Source organism: Bifidobacterium aerophilum, from assembly GCF_010667685.1.
Taxonomy (GTDB): Bacteria; Actinomycetota; Actinomycetes; order Actinomycetales; family Bifidobacteriaceae; genus Bifidobacterium; species Bifidobacterium aerophilum.
The window spans coordinates 86,569-110,617 of record NZ_WHZW01000007.1; the positions used below are offsets into that span (position 1 = coordinate 86,569).

Sequence of the window (24,049 nt, forward strand, 5' to 3'; positions counted from 1 at the left end):
GCACGACATGCGAATCCTGATCGTCGAGGACGACCGAGAACTGGCCGCCGCGTTGGACGACGCGCTGCGCTACGAAGGCTACGCGACGAGCCTTGCCGCGACCGGCACCGAAGCGTTGCAGGCGCTCGCCGACCAGAACGTCGACATCGTGCTGCTCGACCGTGATCTGCCGGTGCTTTCGGGCGACGCGGTGATGGCGACGATCGCCGCGAACCGCATCCCCGTCGCCGTCATCATGCTCACCGCCGCGGCCGAAGTAAGCGACCGGGTCAGCGGCCTCGATCTCGGCGCCGACGATTATCTGACCAAGCCGTTCGCCTATCCGGAACTGCTCGCCCGCATCCGCGCGCTGCAACGTCGCGCCGGCAAGTCCAACTCGACCGCGGCGGTGCTCACGCGCGGCGACATCACGCTCGACACGACGCGACGATTGGTGTTTCGCGACCACGGGCGCGCGCTCGTCAAACTCACGCCGAAGGAGTATGGCGTGCTGCTCGAACTCATGCGCGCCGACGGCGGCTACGTGAACGTGCCGGAACTCTACGAGGCCGTATGGGACGATCCGACCGCCGCCGAGCCGGCCGACGTGATCAAGACCACCGTGTACTCGCTGCGCCGCAAACTCGCCGACCGCGACGCGATCGTCTCGACCCGAGGGGAAGGATACCGGTTGCGATGAACCGCATGCGCACGATCGCCGCACGGCTGAGGCCACGCACGTTCAGGGCCGTCATGGTGCTGTCCATAGCGGTCATATCCATGCTGATGATGACGGCCGTCGTCATCGCGCAGAACGTCATCGTCGCCCATGTCGCCGCCGAACAGAACATGGCCGTCATGTGCGTCTCCTCGTTCGACCCGTCCGATTCGTCCGACGGCACCGGTTCCGGCTCCCCGGATGCGGCATCGGAGGACATATGCGATAAGGGCGCGGTCGCGCTCGGCGACGGGGCGAACATCGACGTGTTCGACCAATCCGATTCGGCACAATACTCGTTCGGCATCGCCAGAACCGTGGATTCGGTCACCAGCTCGTTCGTGAATACCATGCGGGCGTCGTCCATCGTCATGATGATCGTGTTCGGCCTGCTCGCGCTCGGCGTCGCATGGATCGTCGGCACGAAACTGTCGAACCGCGTCGCCGGCGTCGGCCGTCAGGTCGAGGCGCTCAGCCCGGACGATCTGCATGCCCGGATCGACTACACGTACGGCCATGACGAGATCGGCAGGCTGGTCACGTCGATCAACGGTCTGCTCGACCGGGTCCAGGCCGCGTCCGAGGCCGAGCGGCGGTTCGTGTCGAACGCGTCGCACGAACTGCGCACGCCGATCGCCGCCGTCGAAACGAACCTCGACGCGCCGCTCTCCCAAGGACGGTTCCCGGCCGACGTGGAACCGTCCGTGCGTCGGGCGCTCGCCGCGAACCGTCGCGGCGCGCAGCTCGTGCAGGCATTGCTCACGTTGTCGCGTATCCAGAACGACGCGATCGGCGGGTATCGGCCGGAACCGGATATGCCGAACGATGGCGCTGATGCCGCCATGCACGGCAGGACGACACCGCAAAACGCGACGGACGACACCGCCGGCACGGCCGGTACCGTCCGGACGACGAATCTGACCGGCTGCGTGCACGACATGATCGACGACGTCGCGGACGACGCGGCGACGCACGGCATCACCGTGCACGCCGACGATCTGCCGGCCGTGCGCGTGGCCGCCGGCCGCGCGCTGCTGGAACTGGCCGTGGGCAATCTCGTGCGCAACGCCGTCATGCACAACATGGACGGCGGGTCGATCGACGTGACGATCACGACGAAAGGCGACGAGTCCGGTCACGATGACGGCACCGCCGCCGGCGACGGTACCGTCATCGGCGGCGTGACGTTGACCGTGACGAACACGACCGACGAACGGTTGCCCGATGACCTTGACGAGCTGACCCAGCCGTTCCATCGCGGCGAGCATTCGCGCATCAGTGCCGTGACCGGCGTGGGACTCGGTCTGTCGATCGCGGACGCCGCATGCGACGCGATGGGAGCGACGCTGACGCTGTCGCGGCCCGATCCCGTTACGTTCCGCGCGGCGATCCGTTTTCCTCGTTAGCGTGCGTATTCCTCGAGCGTGATGCCGCGGTCGTGGATGTCCTTGGCGGCATCCGCGCCGACATACCGGTAATGCCACGGCTCGTATTGGTTGCCGGTCACGTCGGTTCCGCCGTCCGGGTAGCGCAGGATGAACCCGTATTGCCATGCGTTCGCGGCGAGCCAGTCGTACACGCGCTGGTTGGCGTCCGCGTCCGACGCGCCGACGGCGTTCAGGTCGACGGCAAGGCCGATCTCATGTTCGCTGGTGCCGGGGATCGCGACGAGCCTGCCGGCCTCCTGTTCGGCGTCCTTGGCGCTCATGCCCTGGTTCTCGTACAGGAAGACCTTGTCGCTCATGATCTGCTGCTGCTCGTCATGCGTGCGGTATCCGGCCGTCACCTCGGGATCGAGACCATCGGCGCGCATCGCATCGAACATGCGCTGCAGATCCGGGTAGATGCGCGAATCGACCTGCTGGCCGTTGGCGAGCCGCGTGAGCTCGGGCGCGGGATAGTCGTCGGGGATGCGATGCCAGCGGTTGACGACGATCGTGCTCCACGATTGCGCGGAATACCTGGCTTCGGGAATGCCCGGCGCGAACGGGCCCCAATGGGCCGCGCGCCCCAGCGCGAACAGCGCGCCGACGATGATCGACACGATGGCGATGCCCGCGATGACCAGTCGCACCACGGCCTTGGCCATGCGCTCGTACCGGTATCGCGCGAAACTGCGCACCGGTCCCCTGCCGGATGCCGCACGCCCATTGCGGCCGTTCGCGTTTATGCGTCCCGATGCGACGAGGTCCGTTGTGGTTCGTGTCATCGTTCATCCCTTTCCTGTCGACGGTCGCGTCGCGGCTGGCGCACAGCCGAATCCGCGCGTAACGGAAAACCGTTGCAATGCCTTCAATCGTAGGAATCGCAACGGTTTCGCACTATCGGTCGGCGGGATGAACCGACCCTGATCCTTGGGGATGACCGTCCGGGAACGACCCTTAGGGGTCACCCCGCACCGACCGTCTCAACCGCGCGCCGGTCAGTGGGTTTCGCCCATGATCTCGGTCGCGTCGTCTTCCGCGGTCGCGACCGCCTCGATCGCGAATTCGAGGGCCTTGGCCATAGACGCGACCTCCATGACCGGAGTGCCGTTCGCCTTGCCGACGCCCTGTTCGACCGCATACGGCACGTGGATGAACCCGCCCTTGACGCCGGGGAACCTGCGATCGAGCAGGTAGAGCACGTTGTACATGATCGCGTTGCACACGTAGGTGCCGGCCGTGTACGACATGAACGCGGGGATGCCGTGGTCATTGATGTTCTTGACCATCGCCTTGACCGGCAGGGTCGCGAAGTACGCGGTGTCGCCGTCGGCGCGCAGGGGCGTGTCGAACGGCTGCTCGCCGTCGTTGTCGGGGATGCTCGCCTCGGCGAGGTTGATCGCGACCTTTTCGACGGTGATCGCCGAACGTCCGCCGGCCTGGCCGACGCACAGCACCCAATCCGGGCGTTCGCGTTCGATCGCTTCTTCGACGACCTGCGCTCCGCGCGTGAACGCGGTCGGGATCTCGAGCGTGACGACCGTCGCGCCGGCGATCTCGTCCGGCAGCAGTCTGACGGCCTCGAACGCGGGGTTGACGGGTTCGCCGCCGAACGGGTCGAAACCGGTGACGAGGATCTTCTTGGACATGAACCGCTCCTTGCCTGTGATGGGAAGATGACGCGGACGCGCATGAGGCCCGCGCATGCCACAGCGTAGCGCGACGCCGCCGGCATGTTCGGCACCCCTTCGCTATAGTGGACGGTTGGACTTTGCCCGCCGCACGACATGCGGGCGGGCTCTGACGGAACGCGATGATTACGACGGCACGACAAGCGAAAAGGACGGACTGACAGGCATGGCCATCGAAGCGCAGGGACTTGAGATTCAGATCGGGGCGCGCACGCTGCTGCACCCGACCGACTTCCACGTGGCCAAGGGCGACAAGATCGGTCTGGTCGGCCGCAACGGCGCCGGCAAGACCACGTTGACGCGCGTGATCACCGGCGACATGCTGCCGTCGGGCGGCAAGGTGCGCGTTTCCGGCAAGCTCGGCTATCTGCCGCAGGACACGCACGCCGCGGATCAGACGCAGACCGCGCTCGACCGCATGATGAGCGCGCGCGACATCGCGACGATCATCGCGCGCATGCGCAAATGCGAAAAGGAGATGACCGACCCGGATCCGGACGTGATGACGCGCGCGATGAACCGCTACGACAAGATCATGCAGGACTTCGACAAGGCCGGCGGCTACGCGGCGCAATCCGAGGCGATCGCGATGGCCGACAGCCTCGGCCTGCCGCAGGATGTGATGAACCGTGAACTGGGCACCCTGTCCGGCGGCCAGCGCCGACGCATCGAACTGGCCCGCATCCTCTTCTCCGACGCGGACACGCTGATCCTCGACGAACCGACCAACCATCTGGATGCCGATTCGATCGAATGGCTGCGTGGCTTCCTCAAGAAGTTCGAGGGCGGCTTCCTCGTGATCTCCCACTCCACCGAACTGTTGGACGAGGTCGTCAACAAGGTGTGGCACCTCGACGCGCAGCTCGGTCAGATCGACATGTACTCGCTCGGCTGGAAGGCGTACCTGCATCAGCGTGCGGTCGACGAGGAACGCCGCCGCCGCGAACGCGAGGTCGCCGAAAAGAAGGCCGAACGCCTCATGAAGCAGGGCATCCGCCTGCACGCGAAGGCCACCAAGGCCGTGGCCGCGCAGAACATGATGCGCCGCGCCGAAAAGCTCCTCGAGAACACATCCGAAGCACAGAAGAAGGAGAAGGTCGCCGACATCCGCTTCCCCGAGCCGGCACCCTGCGGCCGCACGCCGATCATGGCGAAGGACATCTCCAAGGCGTACGGCTCCAACATCGTGTTCGCCGGCGTGAACCTCGCCGTCGACAAGGGCTCGCGCGTGGTCATCCTCGGCTACAACGGCGCCGGCAAGACCACCACGCTGCGTCTGCTCGCGCACATCGAACAGCCCGACACGGGCGTGGTCGAATACGGCCACGGCTGCAAGATCGGCTACTTCGCACAGGAGCACGACACGCTCGACCTGAACGCGACCGTGCTCGAGAACCTCACGCACGTCGCCCCGGAATTGAACGACACGCAGGCGCGTTCCATCCTCGGCTCGTTCCTGTTCTCCGGCGACGACGCGCTCAAGCCCGCCCGTGTCCTCTCCGGCGGCGAGAAGACACGACTCGCGCTCGCCACGCTGGTCACCTCCCGAGCGAACGTGCTGCTGCTCGACGAGCCGACCAACAACCTCGACCCCGCCTCGCGCGACGAGATCCTCAAGGCCATCGCCAAATACGAGGGCGCGATCGTGCTCGTCACCCACGACGAGGGTGCGGTGCAGGCGCTCAACCCGGAGCGCGTGCTGCTCATGCCCGACGGCGACGAGGATCTGTGGAACGACTCCTACCTCGAACTCGTTGCTGAAGAATAGCGGCTGTGCGATAACGGAGAGTCCTCCGCGTTGCTCCTCGGCCGACGTGCTGAAGGCACGCCCTCCCTCGGTACGCCTTGAGACCGCACACGTTATCGCGCAACCGTCCTTCATCGTTCGCCGCAGGCCCCCGATGCTCCTACAATGTGTGGTGTTTCAGGCACATCATGGGCAAGAGGGGAATCATGAATGAGTCACAAAACCGTCATGCGACCGGTGACGCCGCGACATTGAGCGGCGATACGGACATTCGACAGCAGACCAAGCATGCGGGAGCCGCCGTCAAGGCGGCCCTCGCCGCGAACATCGGCGTCGCGGCCGCCAAACTGTGCGCCGCAGCATTCACCGGATCATCGGCCATGCTGTCCGAATCCGTGCATTCGATCGCCGACTGTTCGAACGAGATCGTCCTCATGATCGGCGGCCGCTTCTCCAAACACCGCACCGACGGCGATCATCCGTTCGGCCTGTACCGCGCGAAATATCTCGCGTCGTTCGTCGTCGCCACGCTGTTGTTCTTCGTCGGCGGCTTCTTCTCCACCTCCGAGGCGATCAAGAAGATCGTCGCAGTAGTCGCCGATCCCGCGCTGCGCGACGCCAACCAGATGGAACTGACGGCCGCGCTCGTCGTGGTCGTCGTCAGCGCCTGCCTTGAAGGCTACGGCCTGCATTCGAGCGCCAAGGAGGCAAACGAGCGCATGGCGCGCACGCGCACGCCGCACATGGGCATCTTCCGGTTCTGGCGGCGCACCAAGTCGGCCGAGCTCGCCTCCGTCATCATGGAGGACACGCTCGCGCTGATCGGCCTCGCGTTCGCCGGCACGGGCATTGCGCTGGCGATCGTGCTCGACGACGAGCTGTGGGATGCGATCGGCGGTCTGATGGTCGGTCTGGTATTGATCGCGGGCTCGCTGCTGCTCGCATTCAAATCCGGCTCGCTCTTGCTCGGCGAGACCGTCGACCGGGTGACGCGTGACGAGATCGTCGCCGCGGTCACATCGACGCCCGGAGTGGACCGGCTGCTCAACATGCAGACGATCCACATGTCCGAGGACGACATCCTGCTGTGTCTCAAGGTCGAAACGTCGAAGCTCGACCGGGACTACGACGTGGAAACGGTCGACAAGATCGAGCGGTCGGTGCGTGGCGCGTTGCCGTGGTACCGGTTCGAGATCTACGTCGAGCCCGACGTCTTCCGTCCCGAGGCGCACCGCGGCACGGTCGCGCAGGCGTAGGGACGGCCAGCGTGCGGGACGCATGCCGGTTCTCGTCGGCCGGGTTGCGGTAAGGTTACGCAACGTATCAACCGAATCTCATGCGCAACCGATGCGCAAGATCGTGAGGAACCATGGCATATTCGCACAACGCACCGTTCCGCGCCGACGTGGTCGGCAGCTACCTGCGTCCGGCCGCGCTCAAGGCCGCTCGCGCTGATTATGAGGCCGGCAGGATCGACGCCGCCGCGCTCAAGGCCGTCGAGGACCAGTGCATCACCGATCTGGTGGCCAAGCAGAAGGCCGCCGGACTGCATGTCATCACCGACGGCGAGTTCCGCCGCGGCTGGTGGCATCTCGACTGCATGTGGGGCTTCGCCGGCGTGGAGAAAGTCGCCATCGACCAGGGCTACGTGTTCCACGACGAGGTGACCCGCGCCGAATCCGCCCGCCTGTCCGGAAGGATCGCGTTCGACGGCACGCACCCGTTCGTCGACCACTTCGCGTTCCTCAAGGCCTTCGAGGACGACACGGTCGTGGCACGCCAGACCATTCCCTCCCCCTCCCAGCTGTACGCCGAACTGTTCCGTCCGGAGAACATCGAATCCGTGCACGAGTTCTACGGCGACGACCAGGCCGCCTACGACAAGCTGGCCGACGACACCGCCGCCGCGTTCCACGGCCTGATCATGGCCCTGTACGAGGCAGGCTGCCGCAACGTGCAGCTCGACGACTGCACGTGGGGCATGTTCTGCGATCCGAACTTCAACTCCCACTACACGCCCGAGGAGTTCGCCGCCATGCAGGAGCAGTACGCCGCGATGAACAACGCCGCGATCGCCGACCTGCCGGCCGATCTCGTCGTCACCACGCACGACTGCCGCGGCAACTACCATTCGACGTGGGCGTCCGCCGGCGGTTACTCGGTCGTGGCCGACGTGCTGTTCGGCAAGGAGAACGTGGCCGCCTACTATCTCGAGTTCGACGACGACCGTTCGGGCGATTTCGCGCCGCTCGCCAAGGTCACGGGCGACAAGAAGGTCGTGCTCGGCCTGATCACGTCGAAGAAGCCCGAACTGGAGGACCCGGAGGTCATCAAGGCGCGCATCGCCGAGGCCGCGCAGTACGTGCCGCTTGACCGCCTGTGCCTGTCCACCCAGTGCGGCTTCGCGTCCACCGAGGAAGGCAACAAGCTCACCGAAGAGCAGCAGTGGGCCAAGATCGCGCTCGTGCAGTCCATCGCCAAGGAGGTCTGGCACGACTGATCTCGCCGCACGGCGAGCCGTCATGACATGACGACGGGGCTGTGAGCCGGAGGCATCTCCCCTCCGGCTCACAGCCCCGTTTCCGTATCCCGGGCTACCGTTCCGACTTCGCCGCCGCCTCGTTGATGCAGCGGATCGCGTTCAGCGTGCGCGGATAGCCGATATACGGCATGCACTGCGAGACCACCGCGATCAGGAACGTTTTCTCGTTGCCGACCCTCAGGTTCGCGCCGGCGTGCGCGACCAGCTGCGGTTCGCATCCACCCTGCGCCGCCAGATAGCACAACGTGATCATCTCACGCTGGCGATGATCCAATCCCCCGCGCGTGTAATAGTCCCCGAAGCAGTTGTCGGCCAGCCATTTGTTGATGTGCCGCGTCTCCTCCGGACCGGAATGCGCAAAGCCGCGCATATGCTCGCCGAAGATGTCGATCTGAGCCTGCTCGCCCGCCTCGGCACGGGTTTCCGGCGTGGTGGTCGATTGTCCGGCCAGCGGCAACGCGATGTTCCTCGCCGCGAAAACCTCGTTGGTTTTCTTCAGGAACGGCAGCACACGGCCGAACCCGAGATAGGCGACCGCCTGATACACGATCTCCTTGGCCTGCACCGGGCTGACGCCGCTTTCCAGCGCGACCGGAAGCATGAGCTCATAGTCGTCCAGCCCCTGGCATCCGACCAGCGTGGCGAGAATCGCCATGGCACGCGTCGCGTCGTCCAGATCGGGATGGTTCGCCCCCGGTTCGTTGATGACCTCGTCATACGCGAAGTTCGAGAACAGTTCCACGAACTCCGGGTCGGTTTCGGCCAGCGTCCTGTCGTCGTTCCAGAACCTGTTCATCCTGTTTTTCAATCCGTCGAACATGATTGCTCCTTGTCATTGCGTGATCGGGATGGTTCGTTCACGCCGCCGGTAGGGCGTGTCCGGACGATATCGGCCGCCGATACGGTCCTGCGGCTGTCATCTGTCGCCCTTGCCGCCGATCTGCAGTCGTTTGATCTTCTCCACGATGTCGCGGTTCTCCTCAAGCAGCCGCTCCGCGTCCTCTTCACGGCCCTCGGCGACGGCACGCCAGTACAGGGTCTTGAACGACACGTACGCCTGCTGCATGCGGATGCTTTCCGCTTTGGCCGCCAATCGCAGCGACTGGGCGTCGAGCAGCTCCATCTGCCGGCGGGCGCCTTCCGGACCGTCGAAACGGTTACGCAGGTATGCGCGCATCGATTCGAGCGGCATTCCGGTGGCCGACAGGCACGAGACGATGGAGATCGCCTCGAGATCGTCGTCGGAATAGGCGCGATGACCGGAACTCGGGTCCCGCGCGATGGGATCGATGATGCCGATCTGCTCGTAGTAGCGCAGCGTCGATTCGGGCAGCCCCGATATCAGCGACGCCTCACGGATCGTATGCCATGTGGTCGTGGTGCTCATGGTTCGTACTGTAGGTACTTCAAGTGCTCGAAGTAAAACCGACGACACACCGAAACATCCGGCAATACACCCCCGTTCCCCTGTTCCGTCCCCCGAAGCCGATATCGTCATGAGGGCACCGAACAACGTAGTGAGAGAAGGCCAATGACGCATCACGACAAGGAAGCCGCCTCCGAAGGCTCGTACTTCGATCTGCTCGACGCGATATCCGGACGATGGGCGATCGTCACGATCGAAGCCCTGCAGACAAGACCGCTGCGCATGTATGAGCTGCGCAGACGACTGCGCAGCGTTCCCTCGCAAGCGCTGTCAACTACGTTGTCCGAGCTTATCGATGCGGGCGTGATCGCACGTCGAACAGGCGAACGAGACCCGTCCCAGCCGGAATATTCGCTGACGGATACCGGAACAAGCGCGCTCAAACCCCTGATACAGCTGCATCTTTGGGCCAAGACCCACTATGAGGAAGCCACGATGCGGGCTGCCGCCGAAGACGCAGCACGCCGGTATCTCCTGCTCCACCGCCCGCAACACACCGACGAGGCGGCATAAGCCCCACCGCTCCCCGAACGTCCGACCCCAGGGCCACGCGCGAAGGCGGATACGGTGTTCTCCCAGCGAACATTCGGCAAGCTTGCCTCGCGCTCGCACCACGACGGCGCGGACACGGGTAAAGTAGTGCACACGAAAAGCGGTTTTCCCGCATACGGTTCATTCGCTCGCAAGGGGGTTGGCATCATGGCCGAGATCATGGCTGGTCACAATGACGAGAACAGGTTGCACACGCTGCGCCATGCCGCATACGTGGCGGCGGACGTGCGCGCGATGGAACGTCCCCTGTTGGAAGACGGTGCTCCCCTGATGCGCATGGCGGCCACGGCCGTCGCCCATACGGTCGCCGACCTGCTCGGCGATGAGGGGCTGACGCTTGACGAGTCACGAATCACATTGCTCGCCGGGGCCGGAGACAACGGCGGCGACGGACTGTACGCGGCGGCCGCGCTCGCGGAGAACGGTGCTTCGGTGACCGCCGTCGCGGTGGGACGCACGGTCCATGAGGACGCGTTCGCCGCATTCGTGCGTTCGGGCGGCAAGGTGCTGATTCTCGACCCGGCGTCCGAGATTCCCGGCTGTTCGGCCGGATTCGGCGCGGGAGAGGCGGGCGAGCGCCTGCGTGCGGCCGTCGAGCTGGCACGTCATTCCCATGTGATCGTCGACGCGATGACCGGCATCGGTCTGTCCGGCGAGTTGAGAGGCATTGCCGGTACGATGGCCGCGTCCCTTGGCGTGGACGGCACGGTGCCGGATCGTACGGCGTTGCCGGACGGAGACACCGCCGGCGAGTTCCCGTTCGTCGTCGCGGTGGACACTCCGTCCGGCGTGGGCGTGGACGACGGCGCGATCACCGGGCCGTACATTCCGGCCGATGTGACGGTGACGTTCGGCGCGCTCAAGCCGTGTGCGATCCTTCCGCCGGCTTCCTATGCGTGCGGCAAAGTGACGTTGGTCGATTTCGGGTTCGATGTCGACGGCCATGACCCGTTGGTCGAAGTGGTGTCGGGAGACAATGCGAGCGAGGCCATCCGCCTGCCGAGACTGGCCGATACGAAGTATTCGCGGGGCGTGACGGGTCTCATCACCGGTTCGGTGCGCTATCCGGGCGCGGCGGTGCTGTCGAGCCGTGCGGCCGCCGCGACGAACGTCGGCATGATCCGGTACATGGGTCCCGAACGCACGCGCTCGATGGTGCTGTCCTCGGTGCCAGAGGCCGTGATCGGCAAGGGACGCGTGCAGGCGTGGGTCGTGGGTTCGGGCGTGCCGGACGGCACGGCGGACGAGGATGACATGGACGTGCAGCGTCAGACGATCGCGAAACTGCTGTCGCATTATGCGGTCGGAGAGGATGCGGATGACCCCGATCTCGCGTTCGAGATGCCGCCGGTCGTCGTGGACGCAGGGGCCTTGGACCTGCTGCCCGACGAGGTGCCGGCGCAGGTGGTCATCACGCCTCACGCGGGCGAACTGGCCGCGCTGCTGGTCGAACGCGGCGAGGACGTGGACGCACGTGACGTGCAGTTGGAACCGTTGCGTTGGGCGAGACGCGCGCATGAACTGACCGGCGCGACCGTGCTGCTCAAGGGTGCGGTCAGCATCGTGGTCGGAGACGCCGAGGAAGACGCCGCGGATGCCGCCCGTCATTCGGATCCGGGCGACGACGCGGCCGCGGCGCTGGCGGCACGTCGCAAGGCCGCCGGCTCGTTGGACGGCGATGAGGCCGACGACATCGAATTCGACGGCGCCGGTAGCGATGAGGCAACTGCAGGCGATCATGTGCGCGTGCTGGTTGCCGGCCGTGCGCCGGCATGGCTGGGTACCGCAGGCGCCGGCGACGTGTTGGCCGGCATGATGGGCGCGCTGCTTGCCCAGCAGGATGACGTCGCGTCAATCGTCGAGACGGCGGCGGATGCGGCATATCTGCATGGTTATGCGGCGGCGATCGCGTCGGCGTCCGATCAGCGTGGATTCAACCCGCCGACGATCTACGGCACGGCGCCGAGCCGTTCGATCGGCTCGCTCGGCCATCCCATCGTCGCATCCGACGTAGTCGCCTCGATTCCGGACGCGTTCCGGAAACTGCTGTCCTGACAATCATTCGGCAGATTTCCGGTTCGTCCGCAAGACGCCCTGAGCCATCGTGCCGGGGCGTTCGCGTCGGTACACTAGTCACCATCCATAACCATTGACCGATCGACCGTCCTAAAGAGGTAGCTCATGCCCCAATCCCCCATTACCGACGTCATTTTCGATTTCTGTGGCGTGCTGCTCGACTGGCAGACCCGAGCATGTCTCGAAGGCCGTTTTCCCGACGACGTAGTGACCGCGATCTGCGCCGACGACGATCCGCACGGCTTCTTCCGCTATGAGGACCGCATGGACGCCGGCGAGGATTTCGCCGGCATCTATCCGGACGTCGTGCGCGAGCAGGGTGAGGACATCGCGCGGATCTTCAAGTACTACATCGACCATTACGATGACGCGCTGCCGCGCACGCTGCCGGGCATGGTCGAGTTGCTCGAGGATCTGAAGCGCCACGGATACGGCGTGTGGGGCCTGACGAACTGGTCGCACGAGACGTTCCATCTCGCATTCGAAAAGTTCCCGCGGCTGGCCGAGCTGTTGAACGACACGGTCGTCTCCGGAGTGGAGAAGATGCACAAACCGAACGCCGACATCTACGAGCTCGCACTGAACCGTTTCGGATTGAATGCCGAACAATGCGTCTTCTTCGACGACACCTCGAAGAACGTGGTCGGCGCGAACGAGGTCGGCATCCACGGCATCCTCTTCGAGAACGCGCTTGAGGCCCGCGAATCCCTCGCCGCCCTCGGCGTGCGTCTGTAGTTTCGACGTGATGCATGGTCATGCGTCCATGCATCACGTATTTCATGCCTGCACGCGCCACGACCTTATAAACCGACTGCACGTAGCGGGCGGATGGTATAACCATAATTTATGACACTGCTGCAGCTGAAATACATCGTCAAGATCGTCGAATGCGGGTCGATGAACGAGGCCTCGCACGAACTGTACGTCTCGCAGCCCGCGTTGAGCTCGTCCGTGAAGGAACTGGAAAACGAGCTGGGCATCGAGATCTTCACCCGCTCCTCGCAGGGCATCGCCCTGACCGTCGACGGCGCGGAGTTCCTCACCTACGCCCGTCAGGTCCTCGACCAGGCCGCCCTGCTCGAGGAACGCTACAAGAACGCCAAGCCTCGCAAGCAGCTGTGCTCCGTGTCCACCCAGCACTACATGTTCGCCGTCGAGGCGTTCGTCGAGATGATCAACTCGATCAAGTCCGACGAATACGAGTTCACGATCCGCGAGACGCGCACCAAGGACATCATCAACCAGGTCGCCAACATGCTGTCCGAAATCGGCATCCTGTACCTGTCCGATTTCAACAAGGACGTCATCGGCAAGCTCCTGCGCGAAAAGCATCTCGAGTTCCATCCGCTGTTCCGCGCCCCGCTGCATGTGTTCCTCGCCCGCACCAACCCGTTGGCGGGCAAGAAGAAGCTCACCATGGAGGACCTGAAGCCCTACCCGTTCATCCAGTACGAGCAGGGCGAGGACGGCAGCTTCTACTTCGCGGAAGAGGCGGTCTGGCCCGAATACAACCCGAAGCAGATCAACGTGACCGACCGCGCGACGATCCTCAACTTCATCGTCGGCCTCAACGGCTACACGGTGTGCACCGGCATCGACAACGGCGATCTCAACAATGAGAAGATCGTCACCGTGCCGCTCGACTCGGACGAGACGATGCTGGTCGGCTGGATCACCAACGAGCGCGCCAAGCTGTCGAAGGCGGCGGAGGATTACCTGTCGAAGCTCAAGTCCGTGGTCGCATCGCACGGATACAAGCTGATCGACTAAGCCACCAGGTCCGCCGTTCGACTGATCGGATCGCGTGTGTTCGGCCGGGGTCGTTTCCGCACTGTCGGGGATGGCCCCGGCCGTCGCGCATGTACGGACGCATGTGGACCGATGCGCGTGGACCGACGGTGTTGCTAGTCTTGTTCGCGTTCACAGGAGTCGCGCTCGGCACGGATGCACGCATGCGCGGCAACCAGCATGGAGGAACGGCAAGTGAAGACGGTACGAATATTGCTGCGACACGTCGGCGAATTCAAACGCGACGCGATCCTGACGCCGATATGGATGATAGGCGAAGTGGCATGCGAGATGATCATCCCGCTGCTCATGGCCACGCTCATCGACCAAGGCGTCGAGAAAGGCGACATGGGCGTGATCTCGCGTACGGCGGGATTCATGGTTCTCATGGCCCTGTGCGGACTTACGGTCGGCTGTCTCGGCTCGGTTTTCGGATCGCGCGCCGCAACCGGCTTCGCAAAGAACCTGCGACAGGACCAGTACGACAACATCCAGACGTTCTCGTTTTCGAACATTGACCGGTTCTCCACACCGAGCCTGGTGACAAGACTCACCACCGACGTGATGAACATCCAGAACGCGTTCATGATGATCCTGCGCATGGTGCCGCGCGCGTTCTCCAGCCTCATCATCGCCATGTGCATGGCGTTCGTCGTCTCCGGCACGATGGCCCTGATCTATCTGGGAGCGGTCGTCGTGCTCGGCACCATCCTCGGTATCCTCATGAACATCGCCGCGAAATACTTCCGTCAGGCATTCCCCGAATACGACGCGATGAACGAATCCGTCGAGGAGAACGTCACCGCCATACGCGCGGTCAAGGCGTTCGCCCGCGAAGGCATGCAGACCCGCGTGTTCAAGACCACGTCGAAACGCATCTACGACATTTTCCTCAAGGCCGAGCTCGTGCTCGCCGCCGTGGACCCGATCATCCAGACCACCGTGTGGGGATGCCTGCTGCTCATCAGCTGGGTGGGTTCGCATCTGATCGTGCAGGACCGGCTCACCACCGGCGACCTGACCAGTCTGCTGATGTATTGCATGAACATCCTCATGAGCCTGGTCATGCTGTCGATGACGATCGTGATGATCACCATGTCGTCCGCCAGCGCCCGGCGTATCGCCGAAGTGCTCGAGGAGAAAGACGACATGCCCGTCGCCGCACACCCGGTCGAAGCGGTGCGCGACGGTTCGATCAAGTTCAGCCACGTCGACTTCGCGTATCCGGCCGTCAAACTTTCGGAGAACGATCCGGCCGCGAAGCGCCGCATCGAGGCCACGCATCAGCTCATCGTCAAAGGCCCCGAGAACGTGCTCACCGACATCAATCTGACGATCCCGTCCGGCGCGGTCATCGGCGTGATCGGCGGCACCGGCTCGTCCAAGACCACGCTCGTCAACCTCATTCCGCGCCTGTACGACGTGACCGGCGGCAGCCTCACGGTCGGCGGCGTGGACGTGCGCGACTATGACCGCACCGTGCTTCGAGATAAGGTCGCCGTCGTTTTGCAGAACAACGTGCTGTTCTCCGGTACGATCCTGTCCAACATGCGCTGGGGCAATCCGGACGCGACCCTCGACGATTGCAAGCGGGCCTGCGCGATCGCCTGCGCCGACGAGTTCATCGACAGGCTGCCCGACGGCTACGAGTCGAAGGTCGAGCAGGGTGGCCAGAATTTCTCCGGCGGTCAGAAGCAGCGCCTGTGCATCGCGCGGGCGCTGCTCAAGGACCCGAAGGTATTGATCCTGGACGATTCGACGTCCGCGGTCGACACCGGCACCGACGCGAGGATCCGTCACGCGTTCGCCAGCCGGATGCCCGACGTGACGAAGATCATCATCGCGCAGCGCATCTCGAGCGTGCAGGACGCGGACATGATCGTCGTGCTCGACGACGGCAGGATCAGCGGCGTCGGCACGCACGCCGAACTCATGCGATCGAACGGGATCTACCGCCAGCTGGTCGAACTGCAGACACAGGGCGGCGGCGACTTCGACGAGGAGCAGTTCGCGCAATTGCCATCGGGGCCGGCTGGCGTGACGAATGCCGCGAACGACACGACGCATGGCATCGCAAACTCCGACGTGCAGGATAACGACAACGACGAGGAGGTGCGCTGATGCCCGGTCCACGTGGCAATGCCGGCCGTATGGCCGCCGGCGCGAAACAGGGACGCGAACTCGACCATCCGTTCCGCATCTTCATGCGGCTCATGCGGTTCGTGTTCGGCATGTACGGAGTGCAATATGGCATCGTGATCGCGCTCATCGTCGTCACGATCTTTGCGCAGGTGCGCGGCAACCTGTTCTTCCAGACGCTCATCGACAACTACATCACGCCGATGCTCACCTCGCATGATCATGACTTCGGCCCGCTGCTCGGCGCGATCGGCGTGATGGCGTCGATCTATGCGGCCGGCATCGCCGCCAACGCGGTAAGTGCCGTGCTCAAGGCGTTCATCACGCAGGGTTTCATGATGAAGCTGCGCAACCGCATGTTCACGCACATGCAGCGGTTGCCGCTCGGCTACTTCGACACGAACTCTCGCGGTGACGTGATGAGCCTGTACACCAACGACATCGACACGCTGCGGCAGATGGTCTCGCAGTCCATCCCGCAGATCATCAACTCGGTGTTCAGCATCGTCATGATCCTGTTCAGCATGATCTACCTGAGCGTGCCGCTGACCGTGGTCGTCCTCGTCGTGTCCGGGCTGATGGTGTGGATGACGAAGATCATGACCGGCAAGTCCGGCACGTATTTCTCCCGCCAGCAGAAGTCGGTCGGCGAGCTCAACGGCTACGTCGAAGAGATGATGAGCGGGCAGAAGGTCGTCAAGGTGTTCACGCACGAGGCCGCGGCGAAGGCGGACTTCCGCGAACGCAACGACCGGCTGTTCGACGCGTCCAACAAGGCGAACATGTTCTCCGGCTTCCTTGGACCGATCAACAACCAGCTCGGCTATGTGGCGTATGTGCTCTGTGCGCTCGTCGGCGGCTGGCTCGCGGTCAACGGGGTGACCGGACTGACATTGGGCGGGCTGGTGAGCTTCCTGACGTTCGTCAAGAGCTTCACCATGCCGATCAGCCAGGTCAGCCAGCAGTTGAACGCGATCGTCATGGGTCTGGCCGGCGCGGACCGCATCTTCAAGCTGCTCGACCAGAAGACCGAATCGGACGACGGCAAGACCACGCTGGTGAGCGTGCGTCCGGATGCCGCGACCGGCGAGCTGGCCGAAACGACCGATCGCACCGATCAGTGGGGCTGGCGTGGCTCGGACGGGCGGATCGTGCCGATGCGCGGCGATATCCGGCTCGATCATGTGACGTTCAGTTACGTGCCCGGCAAGACGATCCTGCACGACATGACGATGTTCGCCAAGCCCGGTCAGAAGATCGCGCTCGTCGGTTCGACCGGCGCCGGCAAGACGACGATCACGAACCTGATCACCCGGTTCTACGACATCGACTCCGGCACGATCACATACGACGGCATCGACATCGCCGACATCCGCAAGTCCGACCTGCGACAGTCGCTTGGCATGGTACTGCAGGACACGCACCTGTTCTCCGGTTCGATCATGGAGAACATCCGCTTCGGCCGGCTCGACGCGACCGACGAGGAGGTGATCGCCGCAGCCAAGCTCGCCAACGCGCACACGTTCATCGAAAAGCTGCCGAACGGCTATGACACGCAGCTGACCGGCGACGGCGCGTCGCTGAGCCAGGGCCAGCGGCAGATGCTCGCGATCGCACGCGCCGCAGTGGCCGATCCGCCCGCACTGATCCTGGACGAGGCGACCTCATCGATCGACACGCGTACCGAGTCGCTCGTGCAGGCCGGCATGGACGAGCTGATGAAGGGGCGCACCACGTTCGTGATCGCGCACCGCCTGTCCACGATCCGCAACGCCGACTGCATCATGGTGATCGAGGCGGGCCGCATCGTCGAACGCGGCACGCACGATGAACTCATCGCCCAGCAGGGCCGGTACTACACGCTGTACACCGGTCTCAAAGGCAAGATGGCGCAGTGACAGCAGATGACGGGTCAGCACAGCGTTGTGCTGACCCGTCATGATGGTCCCCCTGGATCTCACAATCCAAGAAACCAGCACTGCCTCGAAACGAGAATACGACTGGAACGTCGGGGAATCGTTCGGATCACTGGTCCGAAGGCTCCTCTGATCGAAAGCCGGCTCACGACGGACTTCCTTGATTCGGAGGGCAACGATGGATACCGGACCGGCGTCTGGCGGTTCTGATGCACGACGGCCCGTTTTGCCGTGTATGATATGAATCGTTCAGAACAGACATCGGCGGTTCGATATGCCGGAACCGCCGGAACAGCAAGGACTTACTTACGTTGATTATTCGATAAGCGGCACCGGCGGACGACTTCACAGGTGAAGCATATCCGTATGGAACGCTTGTCGCGCGACTCCACGTATGGATTCGCTTTGTTTCGAATCCATGGTGACCGTTCCATCCTTGCATATGCCGTTCGCATATTGGTGCCAATACGCAATCACAGCCATTACGCCGCAACCGACGGTTCCCGCGGGCCATCAACGAGCGCCGGTTCACGGCAAACGTACCGCATTGGAGCACCATATGTCACCGAATTCTGTACTCACCCTATCCCATATCACCTTTACCTTTCCCGAAGCTCCGGACCCGTTGCTCACCGACATATCGGTCACGTTCCCCCGCGGATGGACGGCCGTATTGGGCGACAACGGCATCGGCAAAACCACGCTGATCCGCATTGCGCTCGGTGATCTGTACCCCGATTCCGGCAGCGTCTCCCCCGCCCCGGACAGCATCGCCGTCGGGTACTGCCCGCAGAACACGGACGAAACACCGGTGAATCTGGACGATTTCGCCAACGACTGGTCACCGGAGGCATTGGCGATCCGCCGCGATCTCGGCATAGGCGACGACTGGCCGTGGCGACCCGACACTCTGTCCGGCGGTGAGACGAAACGACTGCAGATCGCATGCGCGTTGGCGTTGCGGCCGGATGTGCTTGTGCTGGACGAGCCGACGAATCATGTGGACGGGCCGACCCGCGAGCGCATCGTCGCCGCGTTGCGCTCGTTCGACGGCATCGGCATTCTCGTATCGCATGACGTGGCGTTGATCGACACGGTGGCCGACCGCTGCGCGTTCTTCGAACGTGGCCATGTGCGCGGACGGAATATAACCGTCGTGCGTGCACGGCCGGGCAACTATTCCATCGCATCGGCCAGCGCGGCAATCGACCGGCAATCCGCGGATACGGCGTTGCGCGACGCTCGCCGCGAATTCGCGCGACTGTCATCGGTCAAGGCGCAACGCAAGCATGATGCGACGTTGGAGGTATCGTCGGCGAGTAATCATCGTTTCGTCGATCCCAAGGACCATGACGCGCGCAATGCGATCAAATACAATCACAATCCGAGCAGTCTCGGACCGGCGAGCGCTCGTATCGACGCACAGGTCGCGACCGCGTGGGAACGTGCAGCGCAGGTCGTCACCGCGGCGAAACGGTACGACGGCGACATTTGGATGGATGCCGAGTCGAGCGGCCGCCGCGAACTGGTGCGCCTGCCGGCCGGATTCATCGCCTATGCGGACGGTGGAGATGAGGCCAACGACGAGCATGGCTCGGGAAACGGCGTCGACGTTCCGATGCTGACGGTCGGCCCGCATGACCACATCGGCATCAGCGGACCGAACGGCACCGGCAAAACCATGGTGGTCAATGCCCTGTTGCGTGCGATCGAACGGGATGAGCGACGTACCGGTCTCCGCCTGCCGCGATTGGTGGTCCCGCAGAACACCACGACCGAAGATGCCCGGCAGGCGATGGAAGCGTTGGCTGCATTGCCGGCAAGGGATCGTGGTGTCGTGCTGTCGTCCGTGGCGCAGCTGAACGCCGATCCAGACCGTTTGCTTGCCGGCGGGAACCCGTCGCCGGGCGAGCTGCGCAAGCTGTTGCTGTGTCTGGGATTGCGACGGCATCCTCATCTGATCGTCATGGATGAGCCGACGAACCATCTTGATCTGCATTCGATGCGGGCGCTTGGGCGCGCGCTCTCGCGATACCCCGGCGCACTCGTCCTTGTCTCCCATGACGAGGGATTTCTGGCGGAGACCGCGACGATCCGCTGGTCGATGCGCCGCGACGGCACGAGGACACGATTGATGGTCGGCTGACGGCGCGCGTCCTTCGTTTGGGTAACGGCATGTCGGGAATATGGCCGGCCGGCCCGTGCCGTTGCGGTTATGTTCCGGAGGGCCCTCCGTCACGCGTATGATCGAACCATGGATGATGGTTGGGTTCCCGGTGATCGCATGCTTGCGCTGCGCGCATGGTTCGGCCGTACGCGCGGCGTGTTCCTGTTGATGTGCTGCTTTTCCGCGATGGGCATGCTTCTTGTCACCGTCGTCGCCGGACCTCCGGAAAGAGGATATTCCGGTTTTACGCGCGATATGGCGATTCTGTGCTGCGTCATCGTTCCGTGTCTTGCAGGGTGCGTCTGGGGCGCATTCAGGCTGCAGCATCGTCCGCCGGACGCCGTCGCGGTCAAGGCCCTTTGGCAGGGTGTTCGCCTGATCGCAGGCCCCGATGTCATCGATGCCACAGGGGTTCCGAGAAGCCACGACATCACGGTGATCCTGTTTCGCGCCACGGACGATTTCGAGTTCACGGTGCCTTGCGAATGCCGGGGTTCCCTGTGCCACGCCGTGTTCCGCGTGCGTGATGGCCGTATCAGGTTGGCCGGGTTTCTGCAGTTGACGGCGAGGCAACGTGACGCGGTGGCCCGGTACAGCTGGTATGAGCGCAACGGTCTCGATCTGATGGATCCTCGCACCGTGTACGACCGGCGTACGAGGATGCTTGTCGTGCAGGACCTCTGAGATCCGGACGTATATCATCGTCATGCCGCGCGGGAGGGGCTTGACGTCGAATACGAATGGGGCCCGTCCGGCTGATGCTGCCGGACGGGCCCCGTGTCGTTGCGCCTTACTTACGCTTTTTCTTTTCGCGGATGTTCACCGAGATCTGAATCGGCGAACCTTCGAAACCGAACTCCTCACGCAGCGAACGCTCGAGGAAACGGCGATAGCCGTGCTCAAGGAAGCCGGTGGCGAAGATGACGAACCGCGGCGGACGGGTGGACGCCTGCGTGGCGAACAGGATGCGCGGCTGCTTGCCGCCACGCAGCGGATGCGGATGCGCCGCCTGGATCTGGCCGAGGAACGCGTTGAGCTTGCCGGTGGGGATGCGCTTGTCCCACGAATCGAGCGCTTCGCGCATCGCACGGGCCAAGCGGTTCGTATGCCAGCCGGTCTTCGCAGACAGGTTCACGCGCGAGGCCCACGTCACGCGTTCGAACTCGGTCTTCCACAGACGTTCCATGCGCTGACGGTCGAATTCGTCCATGAGATCCCACTTGTTGAACACGAGCACGATCGCACGGCCCGCGTCCACGGCGGAGCTCATCACCTTGAGGTCCTGGTCGGAGATCGGCTGGGACGCATCGAACAGCACGAGCGCCAGCTCGGAACGTTCGATCGCGGCCTGCGTGCGCAGCGACGAATAGTATTCGGCGCCGGACAGCTTGTGCAGGCGACGTTTGATGCCGGCCGTATCGATGAACAGCCAGTCCTCGCCATCGACGCGGACGACCTCGTCGACCGGGTCTCGCGTGGTTCCGGCCAGATCGTTGACGACCGCGCGTTCCTCGTGCGCCAGCTGGTTGAGCAGCGACGACTTGCCGACGTTCGGGCGACCGACGAGTGCGACGCGGCGCAGATGCGTCGGCGTGAGGAAGCCGGAGGTCTTCTTGGCCTTCTTCAGCGAGTCGAGCGCGGCGTCGAGCAGATCGCCCACTCCCCTGCCGTGCATGGCGGAGATCGCGTACGGCTCACCCAATCCGAGCTTCCAGAATTCGGCGGCCATGTATTCGCTGACCGCATCATCGATCTTGTTGACCGCGAGCGTGACCGGCTTGCCGGAGGCACGCAGCAGCTTGACGATGCGTTCGTCGGTGTCGGTCATGCCGACCTGCGCGTCCACGACGAACACGACGGCGTCGGACAGCTGCACGGCGACCTGCGCCTGCGAGGCGATCGCCGAATCAATGCCTTCGACGTCGGCTTCCCAACCGCCGGTGTCGACCAGCTTGAAATCGGTGCCGGACCATTCCGCATCGTAGCTGACGCGGTCGCGGGTGACGCCGGGAGTATCCTCCACGACGGCGGCGCGACGGCCGAGGATACGGTTGACCAGCGTGGACTTGCCGACGTTCGGGCGACCGATGACGGCGAGCACGCCGACCTGTTTGGGACCGGATTCGCGGGAGGCGTCGTCGAGTCCGCGACCGGCGACCAGCGCCTCGTCGGCCTCGTCCAGTTCGTATCCTTCAAGGTTGGCGACGTACTGACGGTATTCCTGCTCCTCGATGGCCGCATCCACGAGTTCGATCAGCGCATCCAGCGTCTGTTCGAAATCCATGTCGGAATTGTCGATCGTGGTCACACCGTCCGCGGCGGTCAAAAAACTCGTCACCTTGGAATCGGCCTTGTCTCGGGCGTCCACGTCCTCAGCGCCGACGACGCCGTTCCCGGCCACAGCCTGGCCCGATCGGCGAGCCTGACGCACCTCCTCGCGGGCGGTGAGCAGCACGCGAACCTCGGCGTCGGGAGCGACGACCGTGGTGATGTCGCGTCCTTCCGCGACGATGCCGAGACCTCCCGAGAACGAGTCGGCAGCGGCCTCGCGCGCGATCGTGGCGCGCTGCGCGGCGATCAGGACATGACGTACCGGAATCACGCTCGACACCTTCGAGACGTGCGTGGAAACCTCGGACGAACGAATCGCCTCGCTGATGTCCTCGCCGTCGCAGGTGACGCGCGAATCGTCCGGATCGACCGTGATGTCGAAATGGCCTTCGGTGAAGAACTCGCCGACCGTTTCGGTGATGAGCCGCTCGTCCACGGTTTCGGCGTCCAGGTCGATGCCCTGCTTCAGGCACCACCATGCGCAGGCGCGATACATGGCGCCCGTGTCGAGATAGGCGAATCCGTAATATTTGGCCAGGGCCTTGGACGTGGAGGACTTGCCCACGCCGGCGGGACCGTCAATGGCGACGCGGATCACAGGCCCACCGCCTTCGACAGGGAGCGGACCTCGGTCTGGGACAGCACACGGTACGAACCGGGCTTGATCTCACCGAGCTTGATCGGGCCGATCTGCGTGCGCACGAGACGCTTGACCGGGAAGCCGATCGAACCGAAGATGCGGCGCACGATACGGTTCTTGCCCGAGTGCAGCACCACCTTGACGATCGTGGTGTCGCGGTTCGCGTCGATGATCGCGCACTTGTCGAGCTTGATCCAGCCGTCGTCGAGCTGCACGCCGGTGGTGACCAGACGACGGCACACCGTGCCGCTGATCCTGCCTTCCAGCGTGGCGATGTAGGTCTTCTCGACCTCGTACTTGGGATGCATGACGTGCTGGCTCAGCTCGCCGTCGTTCGTCATGAGGATCAGGCCTTCGGAATCGTAATCCAGACGGCCCATGTGGAAGATGCGGTCGTACTTGTCGCCCACGATGTCGCTGAGCGTGTACCGGCCCTTCGGGTCCTCCATCGCGCTCAGCACGCGTTTGGGCTTGTTGAGCGCGAGCGTGACATGGTTCGGGTTGAGGCGGATGCGCGAACCGTCGACGCGCACCTGCTGGCGTTCGAGATCGACACGGGTGCCGAGCTCGGTGACCAGCTCGCCATCGACCTCGACACGTCCGTCGGTGATCATCTCCTCGCACTTGCGGCGGGAGCCGAATCCGGCCTGGGCAAGGATCTTCTGCAGACGGACGGCATTGCGATCATCATGGAAATGCGCCTTCTCGGCGCGGGAATATGCGTTTGGCATCGTTCTCCCAACGTGGCCTTGCGTACCTGTACCGTACGCGCGTATTGCTTATATTCGGATTGCATCGCCGGCAGAGGCCGGACTTCGCACAACCTGAAACAGCATACCCGAACCCATGGTCCGACCCATGGCTCGACGTCGCCCGCATCGGACCGGTACAAGGAGAACCACAGCCCGGGCTG

Annotated in this window: 19 protein-coding genes; 13 read left to right on the forward strand and 6 right to left on the reverse strand. The window is 63.9% G+C overall.

Annotated features, from left to right (window positions below; all coding sequences use genetic code 11):
• Positions 1–7: 7 nt before the first annotated feature.
• Together GFD25_RS04360 and GFD25_RS04365 are read left to right on the forward strand one after the other, a co-directional pair.
• Positions 8–679, forward strand: a complete 672-nt coding sequence (locus GFD25_RS04360; protein ID WP_163230318.1) for a response regulator transcription factor — start codon at positions 8–10, stop codon at positions 677–679.
• Positions 676–2,103 (forward strand): sensor histidine kinase, encoded by a 1,428-nt coding sequence (locus GFD25_RS04365; protein WP_163230320.1) that lies wholly within the window; start codon positions 676–678, stop codon positions 2,101–2,103. The genes GFD25_RS04360 and GFD25_RS04365 overlap by 4 nt, the downstream gene beginning before the upstream one ends.
• On the opposite strand, the gene GFD25_RS04370 is transcribed toward GFD25_RS04365, so the two are convergent.
• Positions 2,100–2,906 (reverse strand): M15 family metallopeptidase, encoded by an 807-nt coding sequence (locus GFD25_RS04370; RefSeq protein WP_163230322.1) that lies wholly within the window; start codon positions 2,904–2,906, stop codon positions 2,100–2,102. The genes GFD25_RS04365 and GFD25_RS04370 overlap by 4 nt on opposite strands.
• 213 nt (positions 2,907–3,119) lie before the next feature.
• Positions 3,120–3,770: a pyroglutamyl-peptidase I gene (pcp, locus tag GFD25_RS04375; protein WP_163230324.1), complete on the reverse strand. Its 651-nt coding sequence runs from the start codon at positions 3,768–3,770 to the stop codon at positions 3,120–3,122.
• A 208-nt stretch (positions 3,771–3,978) separates the two neighbouring features.
• Here pcp and GFD25_RS04380 point away from each other — a divergent pair, with 208 nt between their 5' ends.
• The 3 genes from GFD25_RS04380 to GFD25_RS04390 all read left to right on the forward strand — a co-directional run bounded on the left by GFD25_RS04380 (position 3,979) and on the right by GFD25_RS04390 (position 8,059).
• On the forward strand, positions 3,979–5,580 hold the full coding sequence (locus tag GFD25_RS04380; protein ID WP_163230326.1) for an ABC-F family ATP-binding cassette domain-containing protein: 1,602 nt from the start codon (positions 3,979–3,981) through the stop codon (positions 5,578–5,580).
• A gap of 185 nt (positions 5,581–5,765) precedes the next feature.
• Positions 5,766–6,815, forward strand: a complete 1,050-nt coding sequence (locus tag GFD25_RS04385; RefSeq protein WP_163230328.1) for a cation diffusion facilitator family transporter — start codon at positions 5,766–5,768, stop codon at positions 6,813–6,815.
• Positions 6,816–6,928: 113 nt separating this feature from the next.
• Positions 6,929–8,059, forward strand: coding sequence for a 5-methyltetrahydropteroyltriglutamate--homocysteine S-methyltransferase (locus tag GFD25_RS04390; RefSeq protein ID WP_163230330.1), 1,131 nt, complete (start codon positions 6,929–6,931; stop codon positions 8,057–8,059).
• 94 nt (positions 8,060–8,153) lie between these two features.
• On the opposite strand, the gene GFD25_RS04395 is transcribed toward GFD25_RS04390, so the two are convergent.
• Positions 8,154–8,921, reverse strand: a complete 768-nt coding sequence (locus tag GFD25_RS04395; protein WP_163230332.1) for a carboxymuconolactone decarboxylase family protein — start codon at positions 8,919–8,921, stop codon at positions 8,154–8,156.
• 96 nt (positions 8,922–9,017) lie between these two features.
• Positions 9,018–9,488: a MerR family transcriptional regulator gene (locus GFD25_RS04400; protein WP_163230334.1), complete on the reverse strand. Its 471-nt coding sequence runs from the start codon at positions 9,486–9,488 to the stop codon at positions 9,018–9,020.
• Positions 9,489–9,632: 144 nt separating this feature from the next.
• On the opposite strand from GFD25_RS04400, the gene GFD25_RS04405 reads away from it, so the two are divergent.
• The 8 genes from GFD25_RS04405 to GFD25_RS04440 all read left to right on the forward strand — a co-directional run bounded on the left by GFD25_RS04405 (position 9,633) and on the right by GFD25_RS04440 (position 20,849).
• On the forward strand, positions 9,633–10,040 hold the full coding sequence (locus GFD25_RS04405) for a winged helix-turn-helix transcriptional regulator (protein WP_163230336.1): 408 nt from the start codon (positions 9,633–9,635) through the stop codon (positions 10,038–10,040).
• 198 nt (positions 10,041–10,238) lie between these two features.
• Positions 10,239–12,134: a bifunctional ADP-dependent NAD(P)H-hydrate dehydratase/NAD(P)H-hydrate epimerase gene (locus GFD25_RS04410; RefSeq protein WP_163230414.1), complete on the forward strand. Its 1,896-nt coding sequence runs from the start codon at positions 10,239–10,241 to the stop codon at positions 12,132–12,134.
• Between the two features lie 126 nt (positions 12,135–12,260).
• The gene (locus GFD25_RS04415; RefSeq protein WP_163230338.1) at positions 12,261–12,890 is read left to right on the forward strand and encodes an HAD family hydrolase; all 630 of its coding nucleotides are present in this window, start codon (positions 12,261–12,263) and stop codon (positions 12,888–12,890) included.
• Positions 12,891–13,001: 111 nt separating this feature from the next.
• Positions 13,002–13,925, forward strand: a complete 924-nt coding sequence (locus GFD25_RS04420; protein WP_152357600.1) for a LysR family transcriptional regulator — start codon at positions 13,002–13,004, stop codon at positions 13,923–13,925.
• A gap of 213 nt (positions 13,926–14,138) precedes the next feature.
• Positions 14,139–16,064, forward strand: coding sequence for an ABC transporter ATP-binding protein (locus tag GFD25_RS04425; RefSeq protein ID WP_338024622.1), 1,926 nt, complete (start codon positions 14,139–14,141; stop codon positions 16,062–16,064).
• Positions 16,064–17,980 (forward strand): ABC transporter ATP-binding protein, encoded by a 1,917-nt coding sequence (locus tag GFD25_RS04430; RefSeq protein WP_163230342.1) that lies wholly within the window; start codon positions 16,064–16,066, stop codon positions 17,978–17,980. Before GFD25_RS04425 ends, GFD25_RS04430 begins: the two co-directional genes overlap by 1 nt.
• Positions 17,981–18,557: 577 nt before the next feature.
• Entirely contained in the window at positions 18,558–20,144 is a 1,587-nt protein-coding gene (locus GFD25_RS04435; protein ID WP_163230344.1) for an ATP-binding cassette domain-containing protein, read from the forward strand.
• A gap of 138 nt (positions 20,145–20,282) precedes the next feature.
• Positions 20,283–20,849 (forward strand): hypothetical protein, encoded by a 567-nt coding sequence (locus tag GFD25_RS04440; protein WP_163230346.1) that lies wholly within the window; start codon positions 20,283–20,285, stop codon positions 20,847–20,849.
• 106 nt (positions 20,850–20,955) lie between these two features.
• On the opposite strand, the gene der is transcribed toward GFD25_RS04440, so the two are convergent.
• Together der and GFD25_RS04450 are read right to left on the reverse strand one after the other, a co-directional pair.
• Entirely contained in the window at positions 20,956–23,094 is a 2,139-nt protein-coding gene (gene der / locus GFD25_RS04445) for a bifunctional cytidylate kinase/GTPase Der (protein WP_163230348.1), read from the reverse strand.
• A complete protein-coding gene (locus GFD25_RS04450) occupies positions 23,091–23,867 on the reverse strand; it encodes a pseudouridine synthase (RefSeq protein ID WP_163230350.1) in 777 nt (258 codons plus the stop codon). Before GFD25_RS04450 ends, der begins: the two co-directional genes overlap by 4 nt.
• Positions 23,868–24,049 lie beyond the last annotated feature (182 nt).